We start from the raw sequence: 19,649 nt of genomic DNA, 5'->3' as shown, positions 1-19,649 counted from the left end.
GCTACAGCCAGATATTCAGCAGGCGCGCACCACGGGCACCGCTGTCGGCGTTGATTTGCCCGTTGCTGCTGAGGAAGCTGTGCCCGGCGGTGCCCAAATCCCAGAACTGCCCGCGCAGGAACACGCTCATGCCGGCGGTCGCCTGGCTGATCGGCTGTTGGCTGATCAGGGTCAGGCGGCGCCAGGCTTCGCCTTCGCTGAGTTCTTCGGGCTTGAGGCTGATTTCGGGCGGCGTCGAGACGCTTTTGAAGCCGCGCCATGGGCGGTCCCAGGTGTCGCGGCCAATGACAAAGGCCGGCACCGCGACCAATTGCGCGCCTTGCTCATTGAGTTTGCGGTAGTTGTCCGGGTACCAGCTGTCGCTGCCGATCAGGATACCCAGACGCCCGGCCGGGGTATCGACCACGCTGACGATGTTTTCATCGCCCGGTTCGATAAACCCGCGCTCATCGTAGATCGGATAGAACTGGCGCTGCGGCTGGCCCACCGGCAGGCCGTCGGCACCAAACACCAGGCTTGCGTTGTACAGCGCGCCATGGCCGATGTGCAGTTGCCCTTGTTCGACACTCGGGTTGGGCAGGGCAATGGAGCCGGCCACCAGCGTGACGCCAAATTCCTTGGCCAGGCCGCCGAACAGCACTTGATAGTCGCGGGCCATGGCGGGGGCTTTCATGCGCAGGTACGCGTCGTCCATGCGGTTATCGCCCTTGGCGCTGATCCACGCACGTGCGAACTGCAGCGGGTTACTCGCCGAGAGCCAGTTCATTGCATCCTTCAAATGCACTGCCTGGTACAGCTCGTTTTTTTCGCCGCTGAGCATCAGCCAGGTGCCGATATGTTCCGGCAGCACCACGATGGTTTTTTCATTGATCAGCCCTTGGTCCTGGGCCTTTTGCAGGTAGGCCGCAAGCTTCAGGTGCAGGCGTTCCAGGCTCTGGTAATCGGCGGGGAACAGCTCCGGCTGGATGCCCAACAAGTTGCCGCGATCGGCAGGCTCGCCTTCATTGACGGCCAAGGTGATGCGCAAGTCCGACAGGTAGTGCGCCACGGGGCGCTCCTGGGTCCAGACCAGATAGGCAGAAACGGCGGCAACCAGGGCCATGATCAGAGTGAATGCTAGAAGTTTACGCATGGGGCAACAGACAACAGACCGTGTGCAGGGTTCGCGACTAGGGTAGGGCCCATGTGCCCGCTTGCCAAGGGGCGCTGTACATTTCGATCAATAAGTTGTCAGTTTAGGTCATTGAGCGGTAGTCCATCGCCTCTTAGTCTGTGGGACATAAACCGATGGCAGGCCATTCGAGCCTTCCACGTCCCGTGATGATCCGTTGTGGAGCTGTACCATGACCGCTGCTGCCTACCCGCACCTGCTGGCCCCGTTGGACCTGGGTTTTACCACGTTGCGCAATCGCACCCTAATGGGCTCGATGCACACCGGGCTTGAAGAAAAAACCGGCGGCTTCGAACGCATGGCCGCGTATTTTGCCGAACGTGCCCGTGGCGGCGTCGGCCTGATGGTCACCGGCGGTATTGGCCCGAACGATGAAGGCGGCGTGTACGCCGGTGCTGCCAAGCTGACCACCGACGAAGAAGCGCAGAAGCACAAGATCGTCACCCAGGCCGTACACGAAGCCGGCGGCAAGATCTGCATGCAGATCCTCCACGCCGGCCGGTATGCCTACAGCCCCAAGCAGGTTGCACCGAGCGCGATCCAGGCGCCGATCAACCCGTTCAAGCCCAAGGCGCTGGACGAAGAAGGCATCGAAAAGCAGATCCAGGATTTTGTCACCTGCTCGCTGCTGGCCCAGGTCGCCGAGTACGACGGCGTCGAAATCATGGGCTCCGAAGGCTACTTCATTAACCAGTTCCTGGCCGCCCACACCAACCACCGCACCGACCGTTGGGGCGGCAGCTACGAAAACCGCATGCGCCTGGCGGTGGAAATCGTACGCCGCGTACGCGAAGCGGTAGGCCCGAACTTCATCATTATTTTCCGCCTGTCGATGCTCGACCTGGTCGAAGGCGGCAGCACCTGGGAAGAGATCGTGCAGTTGGCCAAGGCCATCGAGCAGGCCGGTGCGACCCTTATCAACACCGGTATCGGCTGGCACGAAGCGCGCATCCCGACCATCGCTACCAAAGTGCCGCGTGGCGCGTTCAGCAAAGTCACCGCCAAGCTGCGCGGTGCGGTGCAGATTCCGCTGATCACCACCAACCGTATCAACACCCCGGAAATTGCCGAGCAGATCCTCGCCGAAGGCGATGCCGACATGGTCTCGATGGCGCGGCCGTTCCTTGCCGACCCGGAGTTCGTCAACAAGGCCGCAGCCGGCCGCGCCGATGAAATCAACACCTGCATCGGCTGCAACCAGGCCTGCCTGGACCACACCTTCGGCGGCAAGCTGACCACCTGCCTGGTCAACCCGCGCGCGTGCTACGAAACCGAGCTGAATTACCTGCCGGTGAAGCAGATCAAGAAAATCGCCGTGGTGGGCGCTGGCCCCGCGGGCTTGGCGGCGGCCACTGTGGCGGCAGAGCGCGGTCACCAAGTGACCTTGTTCGACTCCGCCAGCGAGATCGGCGGCCAGTTCAACATCGCCAAGCGTGTGCCGGGCAAAGAAGAATTTTTCGAAACCCTGCGCTACTTCAAGCGCAAATTGCAGACCACCCACGTCGAGCTGTGCCTCAACACCCGCGTGGATGTTGCGCAACTCGCGGCAGGTGGTTACGACGAAATCATCCTGGCCACCGGCATTGCGCCGCGCACGCCAGCTATCCCGGGTATCGACAACGCCAAGGTGCTGAGCTACCTGGACGTGATCCTCGAGCGTAAACCGGTGGGCAAGCGCGTGGCCGTGATTGGCGCCGGCGGCATCGGTTTCGACGTGTCCGAGTTCCTCGTGCACGAGGGCGTGTCCACCAGCCTGGACCGCGACGCGTTCTGGAAAGAGTGGGGCATCGACACCCAGCTGCAAGCCCGTGGTGGCGTGGCCGGCATCAAGCCTGCGCCGCATGCCCCGGCGCGTGAAGTGTTCCTGCTGCAACGCAAGACCTCCAAGGTCGGCGACGGCCTGGGCAAGACCACCGGCTGGATCCACCGCACGGGCCTTAAGAACAAGCGCGTGCAGATGCTCAACAGCGTCGAGTACCTGAGCATTGATGATCAAGGCCTGCATATCCGCATCGGCGCCGAGGGCGAGCCGCAGGTGCTGGCGGTGGACAACATCGTCATCTGCGCCGGGCAAGACCCGCTGCGCGAACTGCAGGACGGCCTGGTCGCCGCCGGCCAGAACGTGCACCTGATCGGCGGCGCCGATGTGGCGGCCGAGCTGGATGCCAAACGGGCCATCAACCAGGGCTCGCGCCTCGCTGCCGAGCTGTAAGGCGAAAGAAGGGGCGGTGTTAGACTACCGCCCCTTTTTTCATTCAGATGCCTCCCGATGGGCCCTTTCGACTGGCTTCCCCACGCGCCCCTTGAACCCTTGCAGTTGGACTGGCTGAACGGCGTCGAGGTGGCCGTGTTGCGCCTGGATTGCATCGACCCGCTGATCAGCGGCAACAAGTGGTTCAAACTCACCGAACACCTGGCCCAGGCGCAAGCCGCCGGTGCCAGCGGGGTCATCAGCCTGGGCGGTGCTCACTCCAACCACCTGCACGCACTCGCGGCAGCCGGCAAACGCTTTGATTTCCCCACCGTGGGCCTGCTGCGCGGCCACCCTCAAGACACGCCCACCGTCCTTGATCTGAAAGCCTTCGGCATGCAGCTGTATTGGCTGGGCTATGGCGGCTATCGTGCACGTCACGAGCCAGGTTTCTGGCTGCCATGGCGCGAACAGTATCCGCAGTTGTACCCCGTGCCCGAAGGCGGCGGTGGCACAACCGGTGCAGTGGGGTGCGCGGTGCTGGTCGAGCAAGCGCGCGGGCAGTTGAGCAACCTCGGTTGGGCCGATTACGACGCGTGGTGGCTGGCGGCGGGCACCGGCACCACGTTGGCCGGGCTGGCGCTGGCAGAGGCGGGGGCACATCCGGTATACGGCGCAATGGCGGTGCCGGAGGATCACGGTGTTGCACAGAACGTGCAGGCTATTGTGCAGCAGGGGTATGAATTGTTGGATGCAAGCCGAGGCGGTTTCGCCAAGGTAGACCCGCTATTGCTTGAGTTCATGCACGCCACGGAACAGGCCTGCGGTTTACCGCTGGAACCGCTTTACACCGCCAAGGCCTTGCTGGCGCTCAAGCAACAGATCGAGGCCGGGCGTTTTACTCCCGGCACTCGCCTGATCTTCGTGCATACCGGCGGCCTGCAAGGCCGCCGAGGGTTTATGGGATAGCCTTCTTGCCCGGCATCATGCGCAGCGCCGTGTTGTCTCGCAGGATGTAGTGGTGAATGATCCCGGCCAGCGCATGCAGCCCGATCAGCCAGTAGCCGACCTGGCCGAACAGCACATGCCAGTGCTCAATCTCTTTGGCCAGCGCCTTGTTTTCAGCGATCAACGGCGGCAACTCAATCCCGTAAAACATCACCGAATGGCCCTCGGCACTGACGATCAGCCAACCCGCAATCGGCATGCCGATCATCAGCGCATACAACGCCACATGCATCAGGGTCGCCAGCAGGCTTTGCCATTGCGGCGGTGTCGGCACGATCTTCGGCGCCACGCCCAGGCTGCGGGCAAACAGGCGTAGCCATACCAGCACAAATACGGTGAGGCCGAACATAAAGTGCATTTCGACAATCAGTGTTCGCGCGCCACTGCCTTTGGGGAACTGGCCGCGTAACTCTATGCAGGCGTAAACCACTGCCAGCAGCAGCACCATCAACCAGTGCAACGCAATCGACATGGTGCTGTAGCGCGTATCGGAGTTTTTCCACGGCATCGCTTTCTTCCTCACTCATCAGGGCAAACCTCCGTTCTTTAGCGACGGAGTCCTGTAACTGTAAGCCGGTTTCTCAGGAACTGCCTGCGGTAAATCAATTTTTCACCTGGGTTGTTAGGGCTCAACAGGATTATTGCGCGGCAGTATTCCGAATTTTCCTATGGATTCGCAGCGTTTGGTTACAGCGCTAACGCCCCTAGGAAGGAACTCGATGACTTGTGACGATCACAGAGTTAGGGGCGAGCCGATGTACGTTGAATCGCTGCTCGTGACGTTACGGTGAATGTTCATCTATTGAGCTCAGCTTCAAATAGGGGGCTCTTATTGTCGTGGAGAAGTGCAAATGATCAGTGGTTACTTGGGCAATCGCTCCATGGGTTCGAAAGATCATTCGAATGGATTGGAGGGGCCGAGCTCGAAACGTCATGAAGTGTCAGCGGGCCTGCAGGAAACGCAAGTGTTCAAACATTCTGGTCAGCGGGCGGTTGCCCAGGACTCAGATACACAGGCCTCCGTTAAATCACTGTTTTCAACCCTGAATGCGCTCATGCCAGCGCTGGAGCGATTACTTCAAAATAAAACGCAGCGCCCGGAGCAAACAACGGTTAAAAAAACACTCATTGATAAGTTTGCAATCAACGATAGCAAGCAATCATTGCAGTCGCCGGTTGATAGTCATCAGTACCCAGCGCTGTCTAAAAAGAAAAAAGGTGAGCGACCAACGGATGTCTGGGCGGGTGTCATGTATGGGACCAAAAACAATGAGCCTGCTCTGTCGGCGATCAAAGCGGCAATGATGAAGTATGGTCAAAGCCCTTTGGGCGTATTTTCAAGTGTGGTGCGGTCGGACAGTGGTTACAAAGTAGTCATGAGAGATGGTTTTGAACTTCACCTTACGTTGAAGGAAATAGCGCGGGCGAAAGTGTTCTCGGGGTTTCAGCACGGCCCTAATCCGGAAGATGGCGGTATGTATAAAGACGTGGCATTCATGTACGCCGCGAGTGCCAAGCGAGCGCAGTTGGAACACGTTGGCGGTACCCCGAAAAGCTTTATGGATGGCCTAAATACCTTGTGTAGTAACCAGGACCCCGCGACCAGTCTCAAGCAACTTGGGCTTGAAGGGGTGATGCGCCTGACCACGTGGCCGGCGCTGCTTCAGAGCGGTGGTATCGGTGTTGTCAAAATTGGCGGTAACACAAACTTTGCATTTGAGGGAATGGTGGATGGGTGCACGACCAAACAAAGACTGCCGGATAACCATCGTGGCGTGACGTACGAGTTAATCTGAGTGTGAAGTGAATCAACTGAGAGAAGGAGGGGCACATGGTCGGCAATAGCATTTCGAGACAAAGCGCTGCTGAGTCTAATGCAGTGGCATCCGGGGTAGCGTTGGGGGTCGGATCTGGTTGGGCCGTATCGAGTCGGGAGATGCATCAGCCTACGCTGGCGTCTCATCCTATTCGGGCAGACCACTTACTATCGGATACTACCGATCCTGATAACCTGATTGCTCAAATAGCCGTGTTGTTGAACGCGTTACTCGGTCTGCTTGAAAAGGCCAAAGTACACATAGATAAAGAATCAAGTATTGATAAGGATAAGGACCGAACGACCGTTGTGCCCAATCGCCCAACCGTTGTCGTTCCCGAGAATGAACCCATCTCTTGTATTTCCAACAGCCCGCCTGGACAACCACCTGGCGATGTTTGGCTGGGGCTCAGTGAAGGGGAGGGAAGCAACTCAGGCGTATTGGCAGGTATTAAGGCGGCGATGATGCGGTTTGGTCAGAGCCCTCGAGGGGTCTATTCCAGTGTTCGTGAGCATCCAATGGGTTGCGAAGTGGTTATGAGGGATGGCTATAAAGTCATGATCACCAAGGACGAACTCGCGAAGGCCAAGGACGTTGCGGATTTCAGGGGCACCGACCCTGGAATGATTAAAGATGCCGTATTCATGTATGCAGTGACGGCCAAGCGCGAGCAGGAGCGAATCAAGCACGCCGGGATTTCTTATGCCAGGCGGCACCTGAGCGACCCCTTTGAGGCCGCGATGCAGCAGCTAAATGATAATTTTTGGGCACATAAAGCGCTCGCCGCTCTAGGGTTGACGGGTAATGTACGACAGGTGCCAGTGTCCGAACTTGAAGCGAAGGGCGGTATAGGTGTTGTTACTGTTGGTTATGATGCGATGCTCATGTCGAAGGGGTATGTAGACATGTATGGCCCAGAAAAGCTGGGGGTATCGACTCGGCGTGATATTTGGGGCGACGAGCAAGAACTCATGGCACATGAATTGGTATAGCCACTACGCTTGTGCCCAAAGTGGCTCAAGCAATCTCAACTTTGCGCTCTGCAGCGCACAGGCTTTGCCCTCTGACTGCATTCACTCACCCCGCTCGGCAAGGTGAGTATTAGTGGGCACGTCGAAGGCTATAGGCTCTGAGGCATTTCTCCTTTTTTCAGGCGCTGGTTGATATCCGCGATGACATCCGGCAAGTCGTTGATGGTGTCGATCAAGTAGTGCGGGCGCGAGTCTTTGAACATCGCTTCGATACGCTTGCGCTCGCGGGCCAAGTTGCTGCTGTCCAGGGCACGGAACTGCTCGTACGTCAGGCCCAGCGCGTTGCCCGAGCAGGTCAGCGCCACGGTCCACATGCCGGCGCGACGGCCTTCGAGAATGCCTGGCACGGTGTCGTCGACCTTCACGCAGGCCGCTACATCATCGATGCCCAGCGCGATCACGTTGGCCAACGCCTGGGCTGGCCACGGGCGGCCGTTGGGTACTTCGTCGGTGGCGACCACGTGGTCGGCGATGTAGCCATTGGTGGCCGCCAGGGCGACAACTTTGTCCATCACTTGCTTGGGGTAGCCGGAGCAGGAGCCGATCTTGATGCCTTGCACACGCAGCCGGGCAATGGTGTCGAGGGCGCCAGGGATCAGCGCCGAGTGCTCGGCGATTTTCTCGATTTGCAACGGCATGAAGCGCTGATAGATGGCAGTGACGTCGTCGTCGGTCGGTGTGCGGCCGAAGGCCTTGCGGTAGCGCTCGGCGACTTGTGGCTGGTTGCAAAGGGTGCGGATATGGTCCCACTTGCCCATGCCCATCGGGCCACGGGCTTCTTCGATCGAGACTTGTACGTCGAACTCGGCGAAGGCTTCGACAAAGATTTGCGTGGGGGCGAAGGAGCCGAAGTCGACCACGGTGCCGGCCCAGTCGAGGATAACGGCCTGGAGGGTGTTGGGGTTTTGATAGTTCATGGTTCAGATCCTGTGGGTAATGGGGGCAGTCAAACGTCCAACACTTCCATTGCTTGCAGCACCTCGGCGATCGCCTTGACCGCTGCGCGCATGCCGGGCGCATCGACGTGGCCGATGCAGCCCACGCGGAAGGTTTCCACTTGGGTCAATTTGCCGGGGTAGAGGATGAAACCCTTGGCCTTGACCCGCTCATAAAAGTCCTTGAACTGGTAGCGCGGGTCTTTTGGGGCGTGAAAGGTCACGATGATCGGGGCCTGGATCGCCGCCGGCAGAAAACTGCGCAGGCCCAGTTCGGCCATGCCGTCCAGCAGTGCCTGGCAGTTGCGGGCATAGCGTTGGTGACGCGCGGGCAGGCCGCCTTCTTCTTGATATTGCAGCAGTGCTTCGTGCAGGGCCGCTACCACATGGGTGGGTGGGGTGAAGCGCCATTGGCCGGTCTTGGCCATGTAGCTGTGTTGGTCGAACAGGTCCATCGCCAGGGAATGGCAGTTGCCCTGTGCGGCGGCCAGTGCCTGTTTGTCGGCGAAGACGAAACCCATGCCCGGCACGCCTTCCAGGCATTTGCCGGAGGCTGCGATCAGTGCGTCGAACGGCACTTCGCGAGCATCGATCGGCAGTGCACCGAAGGAGCTCATGGCATCGATAATCAGGCGTTTGCCGTGGCTTTTCACTGCATCGGCGATCTGCGGCAGCGGGTTGAGAATGCCAGTGCTGGTTTCGCAGTGGATCAGCGCCACGTGGGTAATGGCCGGGTCGGCGTGCAGCAGGCGGTCGACGTCAGCGGCGGTGGTGGGTTCATCCTCGGCGGTTTCGAAGGTGCTGAAATCGCGGCCGAGCACTTCGCAGATCTTCGCCAGGCGCTTGCCGTAGGCGCCGTTGATCAGCACCAGTACCTTGCCGTCGCGCGGCACCAGGGTGCCGATGGCGGCTTCGACGGCAAAGGTGCCGCTGCCTTGCAAGGGCACGCAATGGTGGCTGCCTTGGCCGTTGAGGATCGCCAGCAACTGCTCGCAGACACTCGCGGTGAGTTGGTTGAAACGGTCATCCCAGGAGCCCCAATCCACCATCATTGCCTGACGGGTGCGGTTCGATGTGGTCAGTGGGCCAGGGGTCAGCAGGATCGGCGCGGCAGGGCTCATCTCAATTCCTCGCAAGGTATCGGGGGTTGAATCTACGGCGCCTAAATTGCAGTTTGGCTTGTCATCAATCAAATTGTTTGTTGTTATGCGAGCTATCAGTGAGGCCGATAGCTATGAACTTGTTCCAACTGCGTGCATTCGATGCGGTGGCCCGCGAGGGCAGCTTTACCCGAGCGGCGGCGCGGCTGTTCATCAGCCAGCCGGCGGTGACCGGGCATATCAAGGCGCTGGAAGAGCACTATCAGATCCCGCTGTTGCGCCGCACAGCTCGGCGCGTGGAGCTGACCGAGGAGGGCATTCGCCTGGCGGCGATCACTCGGGCGATCTTCGGCCTGGTGGACGAGGCGCAGACGCTGTTAGAGGCCAATCGCCAGTTGCTTACCGGGCGCCTCGAAGTCGCGGCGGATGGCCCACACCTGGTGATGCCGATGATCGCCAGCCTGCGCGCCCGCTATCCCGGCATTACCGTCAACTTGCGGCTGGGCAATGCCCAGGAAACCTTGGCGGCGCTATTGTCCGAGCATGCGGACGTGGCGGTGCTCACTGAGGTGGAGCCGCGTAACGGCCTGCACCTGCAACCGCTGAGTGAGTCGCGCATCTGCGCGTTGGTGCCCGTCAGTCACCCGTTGGCTGCGCAGCCCGACGGCATTCGTCTGCAACAGCTGCACGAGGTGATCATGGTGCTGCGCGAACCGACTTCCATCACCCGCCGCACCTTCGATGACGCCTGCCGGGTGGCCAAGGTGCAACCCAAGGTGTTGCTGGAGCTGGACAGCCGCGAGGCGGTGACCGAAGCCGTCGCCGCCGAGCTGGGCGTGGGCGTGGTCTCATCGATGGAGGTCAGTCCGGACCCACGGGTGCAAGCGATTGCGATCCAGGGCGATGGGTTGCTCAACCGGCACATGCTCGGCTGCATGGAGCGGCGCCGCTCGTTGCGGCTGATCCAGGCGTTTTTCGAGTTGGCGCCTTAAGTGGTGGTTGGCTGAAGACCGGGTTGGTGCCATCGCGGCATGGGTATCTACGCAACTTTTTGTGTTGCGCTGAGCTTTTTACGGGGTTTTTAGGTAGATGTGAGTACATATCCGTTGCTGCGGTAACGGCTTCGTAGGGTTCCGCTCTTACAGCGGGTCACTTTTTGAAGGACCAAAAAGTAACCAAAAAGTCCTCGCCCCACCACTCGGTGCCTCGCTTAGGCTCGGCATGCCCTCACTCCGGCTTGAATCCGTGGGCCGCCGCCATGGGCCATCCTTGGCCCATCGCGGCTAACCCGGCGTCCTGCCGGGTTACCCACGGATTCAAGCCTGCGTTCGGCCATCGTGGTTAACGGGGCGCCTCAGATCAAGATCAAAAGCAAGAGCACGGCGGCCTAGTAGCCGACCTGAGTGGTAGAAGCAAAAGCAAGGCAGAAGCAGAGCAGAAGCAGAGCAGAAGCAGAGCATCACCCTAATCTAGCTGATGTAATGATCCCAATGTGGGAGCGGGCTTGCTCGCGAAGGCGGTGTGTCAGTCAGCTCATATGTAACTGACCCACCGCCTTCGCGAGCAAGCCCGCTCCCACAATTTTGACTGAGTTCGACTGCCAGCACCGCAGTGCTCTGCTTTTCTGTGGGGAGCTGGCTTGCCTGCGATGGCATCAACTCGGTGTACTTGATGGACCGAGGTGCCTGCATCGCAGGCAAGCCAGCTCCCACATTAGATTGAGTTCAGTTTCAAATATCAGGTCGGCTGTCAGGCCGCCTCGGCTTGCTTTTGATTTGCTTCAACCACTCAGGTCGGCTACTAGGCCGCCGTGCTCTTGCTTTTGATCTTGCTTTTGATCTTAGGCGCCCCGTTAACCACGCTGGCCGAACGCAGGCTTTGGAGCGTGGGTAAACCGGCAGGACGCCGGTTTAGCCGCGATGGGCCAAGGATGGCCCATGGCGGCGGCCCACGGTCCAAAGCCGGAGTGAGGGCACACCGAGCCTAGGCGAGGTGCCGAGTGGTGGGGCAAGAGCCCTTTTGGTTACTTTTGGGGCTCTTTTCCAAAAGTGACCCGCTGTAAGAGCGGAACCGATAGCAGCCGTTACCCAAATAACGGATATGTACCCAGCGCCCCCACGACAACCAAAGAGTTCAACCCATAAAAAGATGTGTAGATACCTATGGCCATCGCGGGCAAGCCCGGCTCCCACAGTTGACCGAGTTGTGCTGGAGTACGCGGTCCACTGTGGGAGCCAGGCAAGCCCGCGATGAGACCGGGGAGTTCACCGCAGACTGTCACGGACAATATCGAGAAAGGTCGCCACCACCCGGCGCGAACTCTGCTCTTTGAGGCACACCAAGGTTTCTTTCATGCGCTGGGTGCAATCGCGGATCGGCATGGCATACACCCGTGAGTCGGCGCCGAATTCCGCAGCGGAAACTACCCCCACGCCAATCCCCACCACCACCGCCTCACGTGCAGCTTCGCGGCCCTCCACCTGGATCGCAGGGCGAATGCGTAGCCCGGCCTGGCGCATTTCCTGCTCCAGGGTCTGACGGGTGACCGAGCCGATTTCGCGCAGTACCAGCGGCGTATCATCCAGGTCGGCCAAGCAGATCGACTCACGCCCGGCCCACGGGTGGTTACGTGCGACAAACGCGAGTAACTGGTCGTCGGGCAAGGGCAGCGACAGCAGGCGCTCATCGTCGACATCGCGGCCTAGCAATGCCAGGTCGGCCTGGTAGTTGTACAGGCGAAACAGCGATTCGTCGGTGTTGCCGGTTTCGATCTTCACGCTGATCCCTGGGTAAAGCTGGCAGAAGCGGGCGATTTGCGGCAGCACGTGCACAGGGGCATCCACGGCCAGCGTGAGGGTGCCGGTTTGCAACGCGCGGGAGTCCTGCAGCAATTCTTCGGCTTCGGCTTCGATCACAAACAGGCGCTGGGTGATGCTCAGCAGGCGCTCACCCAGGTCGGTCAGGCGCACCGAGCGTTTGTTGCGATGAAACAACAGCACCCCGAAGCGCTCTTCGAGTTTACGCACCTGGTCGGAAATGGCCGGCTGCGTCAGAAACAGGCGCTCGGCCGCCTGGGTAAAGCTGCCGTGTACGGCCACGGCGTGGAAGGCTTTGAGTTGTGCATGGGATACCGACATCGCAGATCCTCTTACAAGCTCAGCTTATATTTGAAATACGATAAATCGATTTTACCTATTAGTCAGCCATTGGTTTTATACGGCCAGTCGCCGTCAGTTGAGTTCTACAACGGCGATGACCATGGGTGCTGGCAAGCAGGCCCATCTGACCAATGTCGCGCGTTACAAGGCTCGGCATTGCAGTGCTCAACCATAAAAAAAACAGGCATTCGCTTCTCGATTCTGCCGGCACACTCACCTGAGGTCAGAACCACCATGAATATCCTTATGGGTAGTATCAAGCGTTGGCGCGTGCAGATTTTCGCCATCACCTGGCTGGCGTACGCGGCCTTCTATTTCACGCGCAAGGCGTTTTCGGTGGCCAAGCTCGGTATCGTCGACGACCCGAGTTTCCCCCTCGATAAAATGATGATGGCCAACCTCGACGGCCTCTACCTGGCCGCCTATGCCGTGGGGCAGTTCACTTGGGGCATGCTGGCCGACCGCTTTGGCCCACGGGTGGTGGTGCTGGGCGGGCTGCTGATTTCAGCCGCCGCCGCCTTGGTGATGGGCACGTTCGCCACCTTGCCGATCTTTATCAGTTGCATGCTGATCCAAGGGCTGGCGCAGTCCACTGGCTGGTCGGGGTTGTGCAAGAACCTGGGCAGTTTCTTCCCGGCGCAGCAGCGCGGGCGGGTGCTTGGGCTGTGGAGTTCGTGCTACGCGTTTGGTGGCCTGGTGGCGTCGCCCTTTGCCGGGTGGTGGGCCTACACGTTGATCGGCAGTTGGCACGCGGCATTTATCTCCAGTGCGGCGGTGGTGGCCGTGGTCGCGGTGCTGTTCTTTATCTTCCAGCGCAATACGCCGCAGGATGTGGGCTTGCCGGCGGTTGAGCCGCAACCGCCGCTGAGCGCCGAGGAGACTGCCGCCGAAAAGCGTGTCAGCGTGCTCGAGCCACTGCGCGCCATCTTGCGTAACCGCACGGTGCTGACGTTGGGGCTGGCGTATTTCCTGTTGAAACCGGCGCGTTACGCCATCCTCTTGTGGGGGCCGGTGATCGTTTACGAGCAGATGCCCTCGGTGGGTAAGGTGGGCGCGGCGATCGTACCGACGGCGTTTGAGCTGGCCGGGTTGCTGGGGCCGATCATGATTGGGCTGGCGTCCGACAAACTGTTCGGCGCCCGGCGCATGCCGGCCTGTGTGCTCAGCCTGCTGGTGCTGACGGTAGCCCTGGGGTTGTTCATGGGCGCGCTGCACACCGGCAGTGTGATGCTGGTGATGGCCTTGCTGTTTGTCATGGGCCTGAGCCTGTACGGCCCGGACTCGATGATCAGCAGCACTGCCGCCATCGACTTCGGTACTGCCAAGGCCGGCGCCACGGCAGCCGGCTTTGTGAATGGTTGCGGTTCGGTCGGGGCGATTCTTGGCGGGCTGCTGCCGGGCTACTTCGACACAGTGACGGTATTTATTGTGTTTGCCGGCGCCGCGCTGTTTTCCTCAGTGGTGCTGATGCCTTACTGGAATGCCAGGCCGGCGGAGCTGGCACAGGTGGGGGATTTTGTGCCGGACCGCAGCGTTGCGAACAAACCCTTGCGAACCTGAGGGGCATGGCCGGTTTTTTGGTGGATTAGCGCGTTTTTGCGCTATAAACTCTGCCCCCAAAGCGCCGGCCAGTAGACGTCTCGGCGCCATGGATATGAAGAGAGTGAGTCATGGGCGCACAGTGGAAAGTCAAACATAAAGAAGCGGCATCCAATGCCAAGGGCAAAATCTTTGGCAAGCTGGTGAAAGAAATCACCATCGCCGCCCGTAACGGTGCCGACACCGCGACCAACGCCCACCTGCGTCTGGTAGTAGAGCAGGCCAAAAAGGCCTCGATGCCCAAGGAAACCTTGGAGCGCGCCATTAAGAAAGGCGCCGGTCTGCTGGGTGAAACCGTGCAGTACCACCGCGTGACCTACGAAGGTTTCGCCCCGCACCAGGTGCCGCTGATCGTTGAATGCGTGACCGACAACATCAACCGCACTGTGGCGGAGATTCGTGTGGCGTTCCGTAAAGGGCAATTGGGTGCTTCCGGCTCCGTGGCCTGGGACTTTAACCATGTCGGGTTGATCGAAGCGTCGCCGGACACGCCGGACGCTGATCCGGAAATGGCCGCCATTGAAGCTGGGGCCCAGGATTTCGAAGACGGCGAGGAAGAAGGGACCACCCTGTTTATTACCGAAACCACCGACCTGGATGCTGTGCAGAAAGCGTTGCCGGAGCAGGGTTTTACCGTGTTGTCGGCCAAGTTGGGTTACCTCTCGAAGAACCCGGTGAGTGGTTTGACTGATGAGCAGATGGCTGAAGTCGAGGCCTTCCTGGAAGGGTTGGACAACCATGATGACGTGCAGGATATGTTCGTTGGTCTGGCTGGCTAAGGCGCGGTTCAAAAAAGTGGGCGCGGGGTTGCGTGCGATGGTGGTTTTTGAGGGGGGCGCTGATTTTGGGTAGATTGAGTACATATCCGTTGCTGCGGTAACGGCTTCGTAGGGTTCCGCTCTTACAGCGGGTCACTTTTTGAAGGACCAAAAAGTAACCAAAAAGTCCTCGCCCCACCACTCGTTGCCTCGCCTAGGCTCGGCATGCCCTCACTCCGGCTTGAATCCGTGGGCCGCCGCCATGGGCCATCCTTGGCCCATCGCGGCTAACCCGGCGTCCTGCCGGGTTACCCACGGATTCAAGCCTGCGTTCGGCCATCGTGGTTAACGGGGCGCCTCAGATCAAAAGCAAGATCAAAAGCAAGAGCACGGCGGCCTAGTAGCCGACCTGAGTGGTAGAAGCAAAAGCAGGGCAGAAGCAGAGCGCCACCCTATCTAGCTGATGTAATGAGATCCCAATGTGGGAGCGGGCTTGCTCGCGAAGGCGGTGGGTCAGTTACACATGAGCTGACTGACCCACCGCCTTCGCGAGCAAGCCCGCTCCCACAATTTTGACCGAGTTTAGCTGCCAGCACCGCAGTGCTCTGCTTTTCTGTGGGAGCTGGCTTGCCTGCGATGCAAGCACCTCGGTGTATCAGGTACACAGAGTTGATGCCATCGCAGGCAAGCCAGCTCCCACATTAGATTGAGTTCAGTTTCAGAGATCAGGTCGGCTGTCAGGCCGCCTCGGCTTCGCTTTTGATCTAACCACTCAGGTCGGCTACTAGGCCGCCGTGCTCTTGATTTTGATCTTGATCTTGATCTGAGGCGCCCCGTTAAACCACGCTGGCCGAACGCAGGCTTTGGAGCGGGGGTAAACCGGCAGGACGCCGGTTTAGCCGCGATGGGCCAAGGATGGCCCATGGCGGCGGCCCACGGTCCAAAGCCGGAGTGAGGGCACACCGAGCCTAAGCGAGGTGCCGAGTGGTGGGGCAAGAGCCCTTTTGGTTACTTTTGGCTGGGCCGGCATTCCGGGCTCTTTTCCAAAAGTGACCCGCCGTAAGGGCGGAACCCTAAGCCGTCGTTACCGCAGCAACGGATATGTACCCAAGCGCCACCCCAAAAACCACCATCGCAGGCAAACCAGCCCCCACATTTGTATCGAGTTTCACTCCAAGTCGAGCAGTGCTTCGATCTCTTCGAACCCCGGCCGCGCCAACACATCAGGCTGACAGCAGCGTTTGTGCAGCGCTACCAGCCCCTCGTCATTAAACTCAGTCTCAACCCGCTCCAACAATTCCCCCAGCAACACCCCAAACGCGCGCACTTCAATGCGCTGCAACGCCCTGGTTTCCAAGGTGTCCGCCGTGGCATGGAACGACGCCGCGCCGAAGTCCCCGAGTAAGCAGTCGCCAGCGGCATTCCACAAGATATTGTGGCCGTACAGGTCGCCATGGGTGATGCCCTGCCGATGCAAGTGCGCCGCGACCGACGCAACCCCCCGCGCCATGCGCAAGGCCACTTCAACGCTGAAACGCGTGCTCGGCTCGTAGATGTCGCGGGTGCACGACGCCAGGCTCGGCAGGGCCGCGAGGTTGCGGTAGCTCGGGTCGATCAGGTCCATCACCAGCGCAGCCTGGTCATCGGGGTGGCCCACCACGCGACCTTCCACCTTGATCAGGTTCGGATGCAGCCCCGCGGCGATGCAGGCCTGCATTTCATGCAGTGGTGAACCGTCGCTGGTGATCGTGCCTTTGTACAGCTTGACCGCGACAGGCAGCGCCTGTGGCTTCCACAACGCCCTGCGAATGATCCCCGAGGCACCTTCGCCCAGCACGTCGCCCAGCTCCAGTTCAGACCAGGGAATGTTCGGCGTCGCGTCATCGGCGGCCACGTCCACTGCCATTTCCACCGGGTTACCGGCGTAGGCCAACCACGTCAGGCTCGGCAGCGTCAGCAGCCACTCCGGCAGGTGGGTCAGGCGGTTGGAGGCGATGCGGATCAGCTCGAGGTTGTGGCAGTTCGCCAGGCTTTGCGGCAGGTCCGTCAGTTGGTTGCCGGCCAGCATGAGTTTTTGCAGCAGCGGCCGCTCGCCCAATTCGCTGGGCAATTGGCTGATGCAGTTATCGGTGAGGATCAGCCAGCGCAACTGCGGCGGCAGGGCGGCGGCGGGCACGTGGCTGATCTGGTTGGCCTTGAAGCCGATCATGCTCAAGTTGGCGCACTGGCCCAGGCATTGCGGCAGCTCGGTAAAGGCGTTTTCCGAGCAGAACAGCACGCGCAAATGCGACAGGCGATGCAGGTCGTCGGGCAGGCTGCTCAGGGCGTTGCCCGTGAGGTTGAGGATTTCCAGGGTGTCGGCCAGCTCGAAGATTTCCCGCGGGAATTCGGTCAGCCCGCAGGCCAGGTCCAGGCGTTTGATACCGGCCAGTTGGCCGGCCTTGAGTTGGGCAAGGGTATTCATGAACGGCGCGGTCACTCGGCAAGAGGGCGTAAAAGGCGCTCATGATACCGGGTCGGGTGCGGGTTGCGGGCAGTCCGTTTGCAACTCGGCTTTTTGTAATTGATGCAGACGGCTGGCGGTGCGGGCGAGGTCGATGGCCTGGCCTTCCAGGGATTCAGCCAAGGGCTGGTGGCCGATCAGGGTCAGGCGTTTGTCCTGGTCGTAAAGCACGTCCACCAGGTTGATAAAACGCTGCTGTACGGCGATCGGGCATTCGGCCAGTTGCGGCAGCCCGTCGATGATCCAGTGGTCGAAGTCCTGGCATAGCAGCAGGTAATCCATCACGGCGGTGAGCTGTTCGCAGAGGTCGTTGAAGGTAAAGGCGATAGTCGGCGCCTGATGGCTGCGGCAAACCAACTGGCGGTTGCCGACCTTGAGGGTCTGCGCCGGGCAATCCGTGGCGGGCAGCCCGAGCGCTTGACGCTGAGCGGGCGTCCCCGGCCACACATACTGGCCGGCGCTGAAGCGCTGCTCGGCATGCGCCTGGGGCAGGCTGCGAAAGTCTTGGGGTGAGCTGACTTCCAGCACGTCCATGCGCGCGGCGATCAGGTCGATCACCGGCTTGAAGCGCTCGTGGTACAGCGGGTTGGGCAGCAACCCTGCGGGCGCATAGTTGGAGGTCACCAGCACCAGCACGCCGCGCTCGAACAAGGCTTTGAACAGGCGGCTGATGAGCATCGCATCGCCGATATCGTGGACGTGGAATTCGTCGAAGCACAGCACCCGGCAGCCTGCGAGCAGCTCGTCCAGGGTCACGCCCAGGGCGTCGTCGTGCTCACGGTGCTGGAACATGCCGCGATGCAGGCGGGCAAAAAACGCGTGGAAGTGCACGCGTTGCTTTTCGGCAATCGGCAACGCCTGGAAAAACCCATCGAGCAGCCAGCTTTTGCCGCGCCCCACTGGGCCGTGCAGGTACAGGCTGCGCGTGGCAAGGCCCGCGAGCAGGTGCTGGGTCTGACGGGCGAGGGCGGTAATCGCCTGGGTTTGGCCTGCACTCAGGGTGTAGCCCTGTTGTTTGGCCTTTTGGGCAAAAAACGCCGGGATCGGCGAGGCGTTCTGTACGTCGGTCTTTTTGCCAAGCAGGCGCTGGATCACGGAAAGCACGGCCAATGCGAGTCACTCTGTAGTGCGGTGGTCGCCTACTTTAGGGCGCTCGCCGCGGTTTGACCAATAGAGAAGGGCGTCGCCAGCTATCGCGAAAAAGCATGGTGTGGGGGCAATGCTGACCAAACTGGCAGTTTCTCTTTAAATGGCTAACCTCATACACAGTTGTCAACCCTATATAAGGAATTGGGGCTGTGAAGGGACGAGCAGTATTGGCAATTATGGGCGCCATGCTCTGTAACACGGTTTACGGCACGCAACTCCAAGTGGAGGTGCGCATCGACGTGCAGCGCGGCTGCCAACTGGTGGGGACCACCCGCAGTGCCGGCATCGAGCAGCTTGGCCTATTGGATTTCGGCAGCGGCCCGCGTCTGGATGACCCCGCCGGCCCCTTGAGTGCGGCCCTGATCAGCCAGCGCCAGCCGCGCCTGGAATGTAACCCCGGCACGCCGTATCAAGTGCGTGTTGACGGCGGCCTGCATGGCGGCGTCGGCGAAGTGCGCTACCTGAGCGCCGCGACCCCTTCGAGTCAACCCATTCCCTACCGCATTTACGCCGACGCCGCGCGGCGGATTCCGTTGCCCGTCAATCAACCGCTGAGCGGCCGTGTGCCGGACTCGGGCTCGGTCGACTTACCTCTGTATGGCCGCATCGAACCGCTCAAGGACATCCCCGCCGTCGGCCGCTACACCGACCTGCTCAAGGTCACAGTCACGTGGTAAGCCGGGGCTGGGCCCTCGTGGCCATGGGCAGTCTGTTGCTGCTGGCGGATGACGCCCAGGCCGCAGCGGTCAATGGCCAGGTCCACGCGCGCTTGGTGATCACCGCCAGTTGCGAGGTGAGTAAAGGTGTCGAGAGCGCGCCGGTCAGCCCTACGGGCGGCAGCATGTTGCTCGACTTCGGCAGCCAGGGGCCGACGTGGAACAACCTGTTGGGCGCAGCGGTGACTGATGTCGACAAGGCGCCGCTGTCGGTGTCCTGCAACCCCTCGGTGGTCAGCAGTTTCACCGTGACCATCGACGGTGGCGCCCATGGCGACGGCGCTACCCGACGCCTGAGCAACGGCCTCCACACCATTCCCTATCGGCTATCCGCCGACCCGCTGGGCCGCAGCGCCTACAGCATCGGCCAGCAACGCAATTTCGTCGTGACCAAGGGCACACAAGTACCGATCCCGGTATTCGGCTTGGTGGTGGCGAATACCAAGGCCCTACCGGCCGGCATCTATACAGACACCCTGACGGTGACTCTGGATTGGTAAACCCTGAGGATGA

16 protein-coding genes are annotated in these 19,649 nt (G+C 60.5%); 9 read left to right on the top strand and 7 right to left on the bottom strand.

What is annotated here, in order from left to right; all coding sequences use genetic code 11:
• Position 1: 1 nt before the first annotated feature.
• The gene (locus K0P33_RS20035; RefSeq protein ID WP_094951493.1) at positions 2-1,132 is read right to left on the bottom strand and encodes a carbon-nitrogen hydrolase family protein; all 1,131 of its coding nucleotides are present in this window, start codon (positions 1,130-1,132) and stop codon (positions 2-4) included.
• A gap of 211 nt (positions 1,133-1,343) precedes the next feature.
• On the opposite strand from K0P33_RS20035, the gene K0P33_RS20030 reads away from it, so the two are divergent.
• A complete protein-coding gene (locus tag K0P33_RS20030; protein ID WP_242150749.1) occupies positions 1,344-3,383 on the top strand; it encodes an NADPH-dependent 2,4-dienoyl-CoA reductase in 2,040 nt (679 codons plus the stop codon).
• A 57-nt stretch (positions 3,384-3,440) separates the two neighbouring features.
• Positions 3,441-4,331 carry a pyridoxal-phosphate dependent enzyme gene (locus tag K0P33_RS20025; protein ID WP_242150746.1) on the top strand — a complete coding sequence of 297 codons (891 nt, stop codon included), beginning with the start codon at positions 3,441-3,443 and terminating at the stop codon, positions 4,329-4,331.
• On the opposite strand, the gene K0P33_RS20020 is transcribed toward K0P33_RS20025, so the two are convergent.
• A complete protein-coding gene (locus K0P33_RS20020; RefSeq protein WP_094951496.1) occupies positions 4,321-4,878 on the bottom strand; it encodes a cytochrome b in 558 nt (185 codons plus the stop codon). The genes K0P33_RS20025 and K0P33_RS20020 overlap by 11 nt on opposite strands.
• Positions 4,879-5,221: 343 nt before the next feature.
• Between K0P33_RS20020 and K0P33_RS20015 the strand changes: the two genes are divergently transcribed.
• Positions 5,222-6,166, top strand: a complete 945-nt coding sequence (locus K0P33_RS20015; RefSeq protein ID WP_094951497.1) for a hypothetical protein — start codon at positions 5,222-5,224, stop codon at positions 6,164-6,166.
• A 140-nt stretch (positions 6,167-6,306) separates the two neighbouring features.
• Entirely contained in the window at positions 6,307-7,179 is an 873-nt protein-coding gene (locus K0P33_RS20010; protein WP_141240566.1) for a hypothetical protein, read from the top strand.
• A 128-nt stretch (positions 7,180-7,307) separates the two neighbouring features.
• Here the strand turns inward: K0P33_RS20010 and phnX are convergent, their stop codons facing one another.
• Positions 7,308-8,135: a phosphonoacetaldehyde hydrolase gene (phnX, locus tag K0P33_RS20005; protein WP_242150743.1), complete on the bottom strand. Its 828-nt coding sequence runs from the start codon at positions 8,133-8,135 to the stop codon at positions 7,308-7,310.
• 29 nt (positions 8,136-8,164) lie between these two features.
• On the bottom strand, positions 8,165-9,274 hold the full coding sequence (locus K0P33_RS20000) for a 2-aminoethylphosphonate--pyruvate transaminase (RefSeq protein WP_242150740.1): 1,110 nt from the start codon (positions 9,272-9,274) through the stop codon (positions 8,165-8,167).
• Positions 9,275-9,387: 113 nt separating this feature from the next.
• Here K0P33_RS20000 and K0P33_RS19995 point away from each other — a divergent pair, with 113 nt between their 5' ends.
• The gene (locus K0P33_RS19995) at positions 9,388-10,245 is read left to right on the top strand and encodes a LysR substrate-binding domain-containing protein (RefSeq protein ID WP_242150737.1); all 858 of its coding nucleotides are present in this window, start codon (positions 9,388-9,390) and stop codon (positions 10,243-10,245) included.
• 1,272 nt (positions 10,246-11,517) lie between these two features.
• Here the strand turns inward: K0P33_RS19995 and K0P33_RS19990 are convergent.
• Positions 11,518-12,390 (bottom strand): LysR substrate-binding domain-containing protein, encoded by an 873-nt coding sequence (locus K0P33_RS19990; RefSeq protein WP_094953868.1) that lies wholly within the window; start codon positions 12,388-12,390, stop codon positions 11,518-11,520.
• 255 nt (positions 12,391-12,645) lie between these two features.
• Here K0P33_RS19990 and K0P33_RS19985 point away from each other — a divergent pair, with 255 nt between their 5' ends.
• Positions 12,646-13,971 (top strand): MFS transporter, encoded by a 1,326-nt coding sequence (locus K0P33_RS19985; RefSeq protein ID WP_242150733.1) that lies wholly within the window; start codon positions 12,646-12,648, stop codon positions 13,969-13,971.
• A 110-nt stretch (positions 13,972-14,081) separates the two neighbouring features.
• Positions 14,082-14,789, top strand: a complete 708-nt coding sequence (locus tag K0P33_RS19980) for a YebC/PmpR family DNA-binding transcriptional regulator (RefSeq protein WP_034120341.1) — start codon at positions 14,082-14,084, stop codon at positions 14,787-14,789.
• A gap of 1,147 nt (positions 14,790-15,936) precedes the next feature.
• Here K0P33_RS19980 and K0P33_RS19975 read toward each other — a convergent pair.
• Positions 15,937-17,232, bottom strand: coding sequence for a protein kinase (locus K0P33_RS19975; RefSeq protein WP_242150730.1), 1,296 nt, complete (start codon positions 17,230-17,232; stop codon positions 15,937-15,939).
• 39 nt (positions 17,233-17,271) lie between these two features.
• A complete protein-coding gene (gene zapE / locus K0P33_RS19970) occupies positions 17,272-18,381 on the bottom strand; it encodes a cell division protein ZapE (protein ID WP_094953332.1) in 1,110 nt (369 codons plus the stop codon).
• A gap of 224 nt (positions 18,382-18,605) precedes the next feature.
• Between zapE and K0P33_RS19965 the strand changes: the two genes are divergently transcribed.
• Both K0P33_RS19965 and K0P33_RS19960 read left to right on the top strand, forming a co-directional pair.
• Complete coding sequence (locus K0P33_RS19965) at positions 18,606-19,097, top strand: spore coat U domain-containing protein (RefSeq protein ID WP_242156082.1); 492 nt, start codon at positions 18,606-18,608, stop codon at positions 19,095-19,097.
• Positions 19,091-19,636, top strand: a complete 546-nt coding sequence (locus K0P33_RS19960) for a spore coat U domain-containing protein (protein ID WP_094953328.1) — start codon at positions 19,091-19,093, stop codon at positions 19,634-19,636. Before K0P33_RS19965 ends, K0P33_RS19960 begins: the two co-directional genes overlap by 7 nt.
• The last annotated feature ends 13 nt before the right edge of the window (positions 19,637-19,649 follow it).

The sequence above is a fragment of the Pseudomonas sp. ArH3a genome, from assembly GCF_022648765.1.
Classification (GTDB): domain Bacteria; phylum Pseudomonadota; class Gammaproteobacteria; order Pseudomonadales; family Pseudomonadaceae; genus Aquipseudomonas.
Note: the sequence above shows the minus strand (reverse complement) of the source record. Positions and strands in the feature narration are given on the sequence as shown.

What these genes read in the sequence shown, in the direction of transcription:
- K0P33_RS20035 (WP_094951493.1), bottom strand. Translation starts at nt 1,132, where the DNA reads ATGCGTAAACTTCTAGCATTCACTCTGATCATGGCCCTGGTTGCCGCC.
- K0P33_RS20030 (WP_242150749.1), top strand. Translation starts at nt 1,344, where the DNA reads ATGACCGCTGCTGCCTACCCGCACCTGCTGGCCCCGTTGGACCTGGGT.
- K0P33_RS20025 (WP_242150746.1), top strand. Translation starts at nt 3,441, where the DNA reads ATGGGCCCTTTCGACTGGCTTCCCCACGCGCCCCTTGAACCCTTGCAG.
- K0P33_RS20020 (WP_094951496.1), bottom strand. Translation starts at nt 4,878, where the DNA reads ATGCCGTGGAAAAACTCCGATACGCGCTACAGCACCATGTCGATTGCG.
- K0P33_RS20015 (WP_094951497.1), top strand. Translation starts at nt 5,222, where the DNA reads ATGATCAGTGGTTACTTGGGCAATCGCTCCATGGGTTCGAAAGATCAT.
- K0P33_RS20010 (WP_141240566.1), top strand. Translation starts at nt 6,307, where the DNA reads ATGCATCAGCCTACGCTGGCGTCTCATCCTATTCGGGCAGACCACTTA.
- phnX (WP_242150743.1), bottom strand. Translation starts at nt 8,135, where the DNA reads ATGAACTATCAAAACCCCAACACCCTCCAGGCCGTTATCCTCGACTGG.
- K0P33_RS20000 (WP_242150740.1), bottom strand. Translation starts at nt 9,274, where the DNA reads ATGAGCCCTGCCGCGCCGATCCTGCTGACCCCTGGCCCACTGACCACA.
- K0P33_RS19995 (WP_242150737.1), top strand. Translation starts at nt 9,388, where the DNA reads ATGAACTTGTTCCAACTGCGTGCATTCGATGCGGTGGCCCGCGAGGGC.
- K0P33_RS19990 (WP_094953868.1), bottom strand. Translation starts at nt 12,390, where the DNA reads ATGTCGGTATCCCATGCACAACTCAAAGCCTTCCACGCCGTGGCCGTA.
- K0P33_RS19985 (WP_242150733.1), top strand. Translation starts at nt 12,646, where the DNA reads ATGAATATCCTTATGGGTAGTATCAAGCGTTGGCGCGTGCAGATTTTC.
- K0P33_RS19980 (WP_034120341.1), top strand. Translation starts at nt 14,082, where the DNA reads ATGGGCGCACAGTGGAAAGTCAAACATAAAGAAGCGGCATCCAATGCC.
- K0P33_RS19975 (WP_242150730.1), bottom strand. Translation starts at nt 17,232, where the DNA reads ATGAATACCCTTGCCCAACTCAAGGCCGGCCAACTGGCCGGTATCAAA.
- K0P33_RS19965 (WP_242156082.1), top strand. Translation starts at nt 18,606, where the DNA reads ATGCTCTGTAACACGGTTTACGGCACGCAACTCCAAGTGGAGGTGCGC.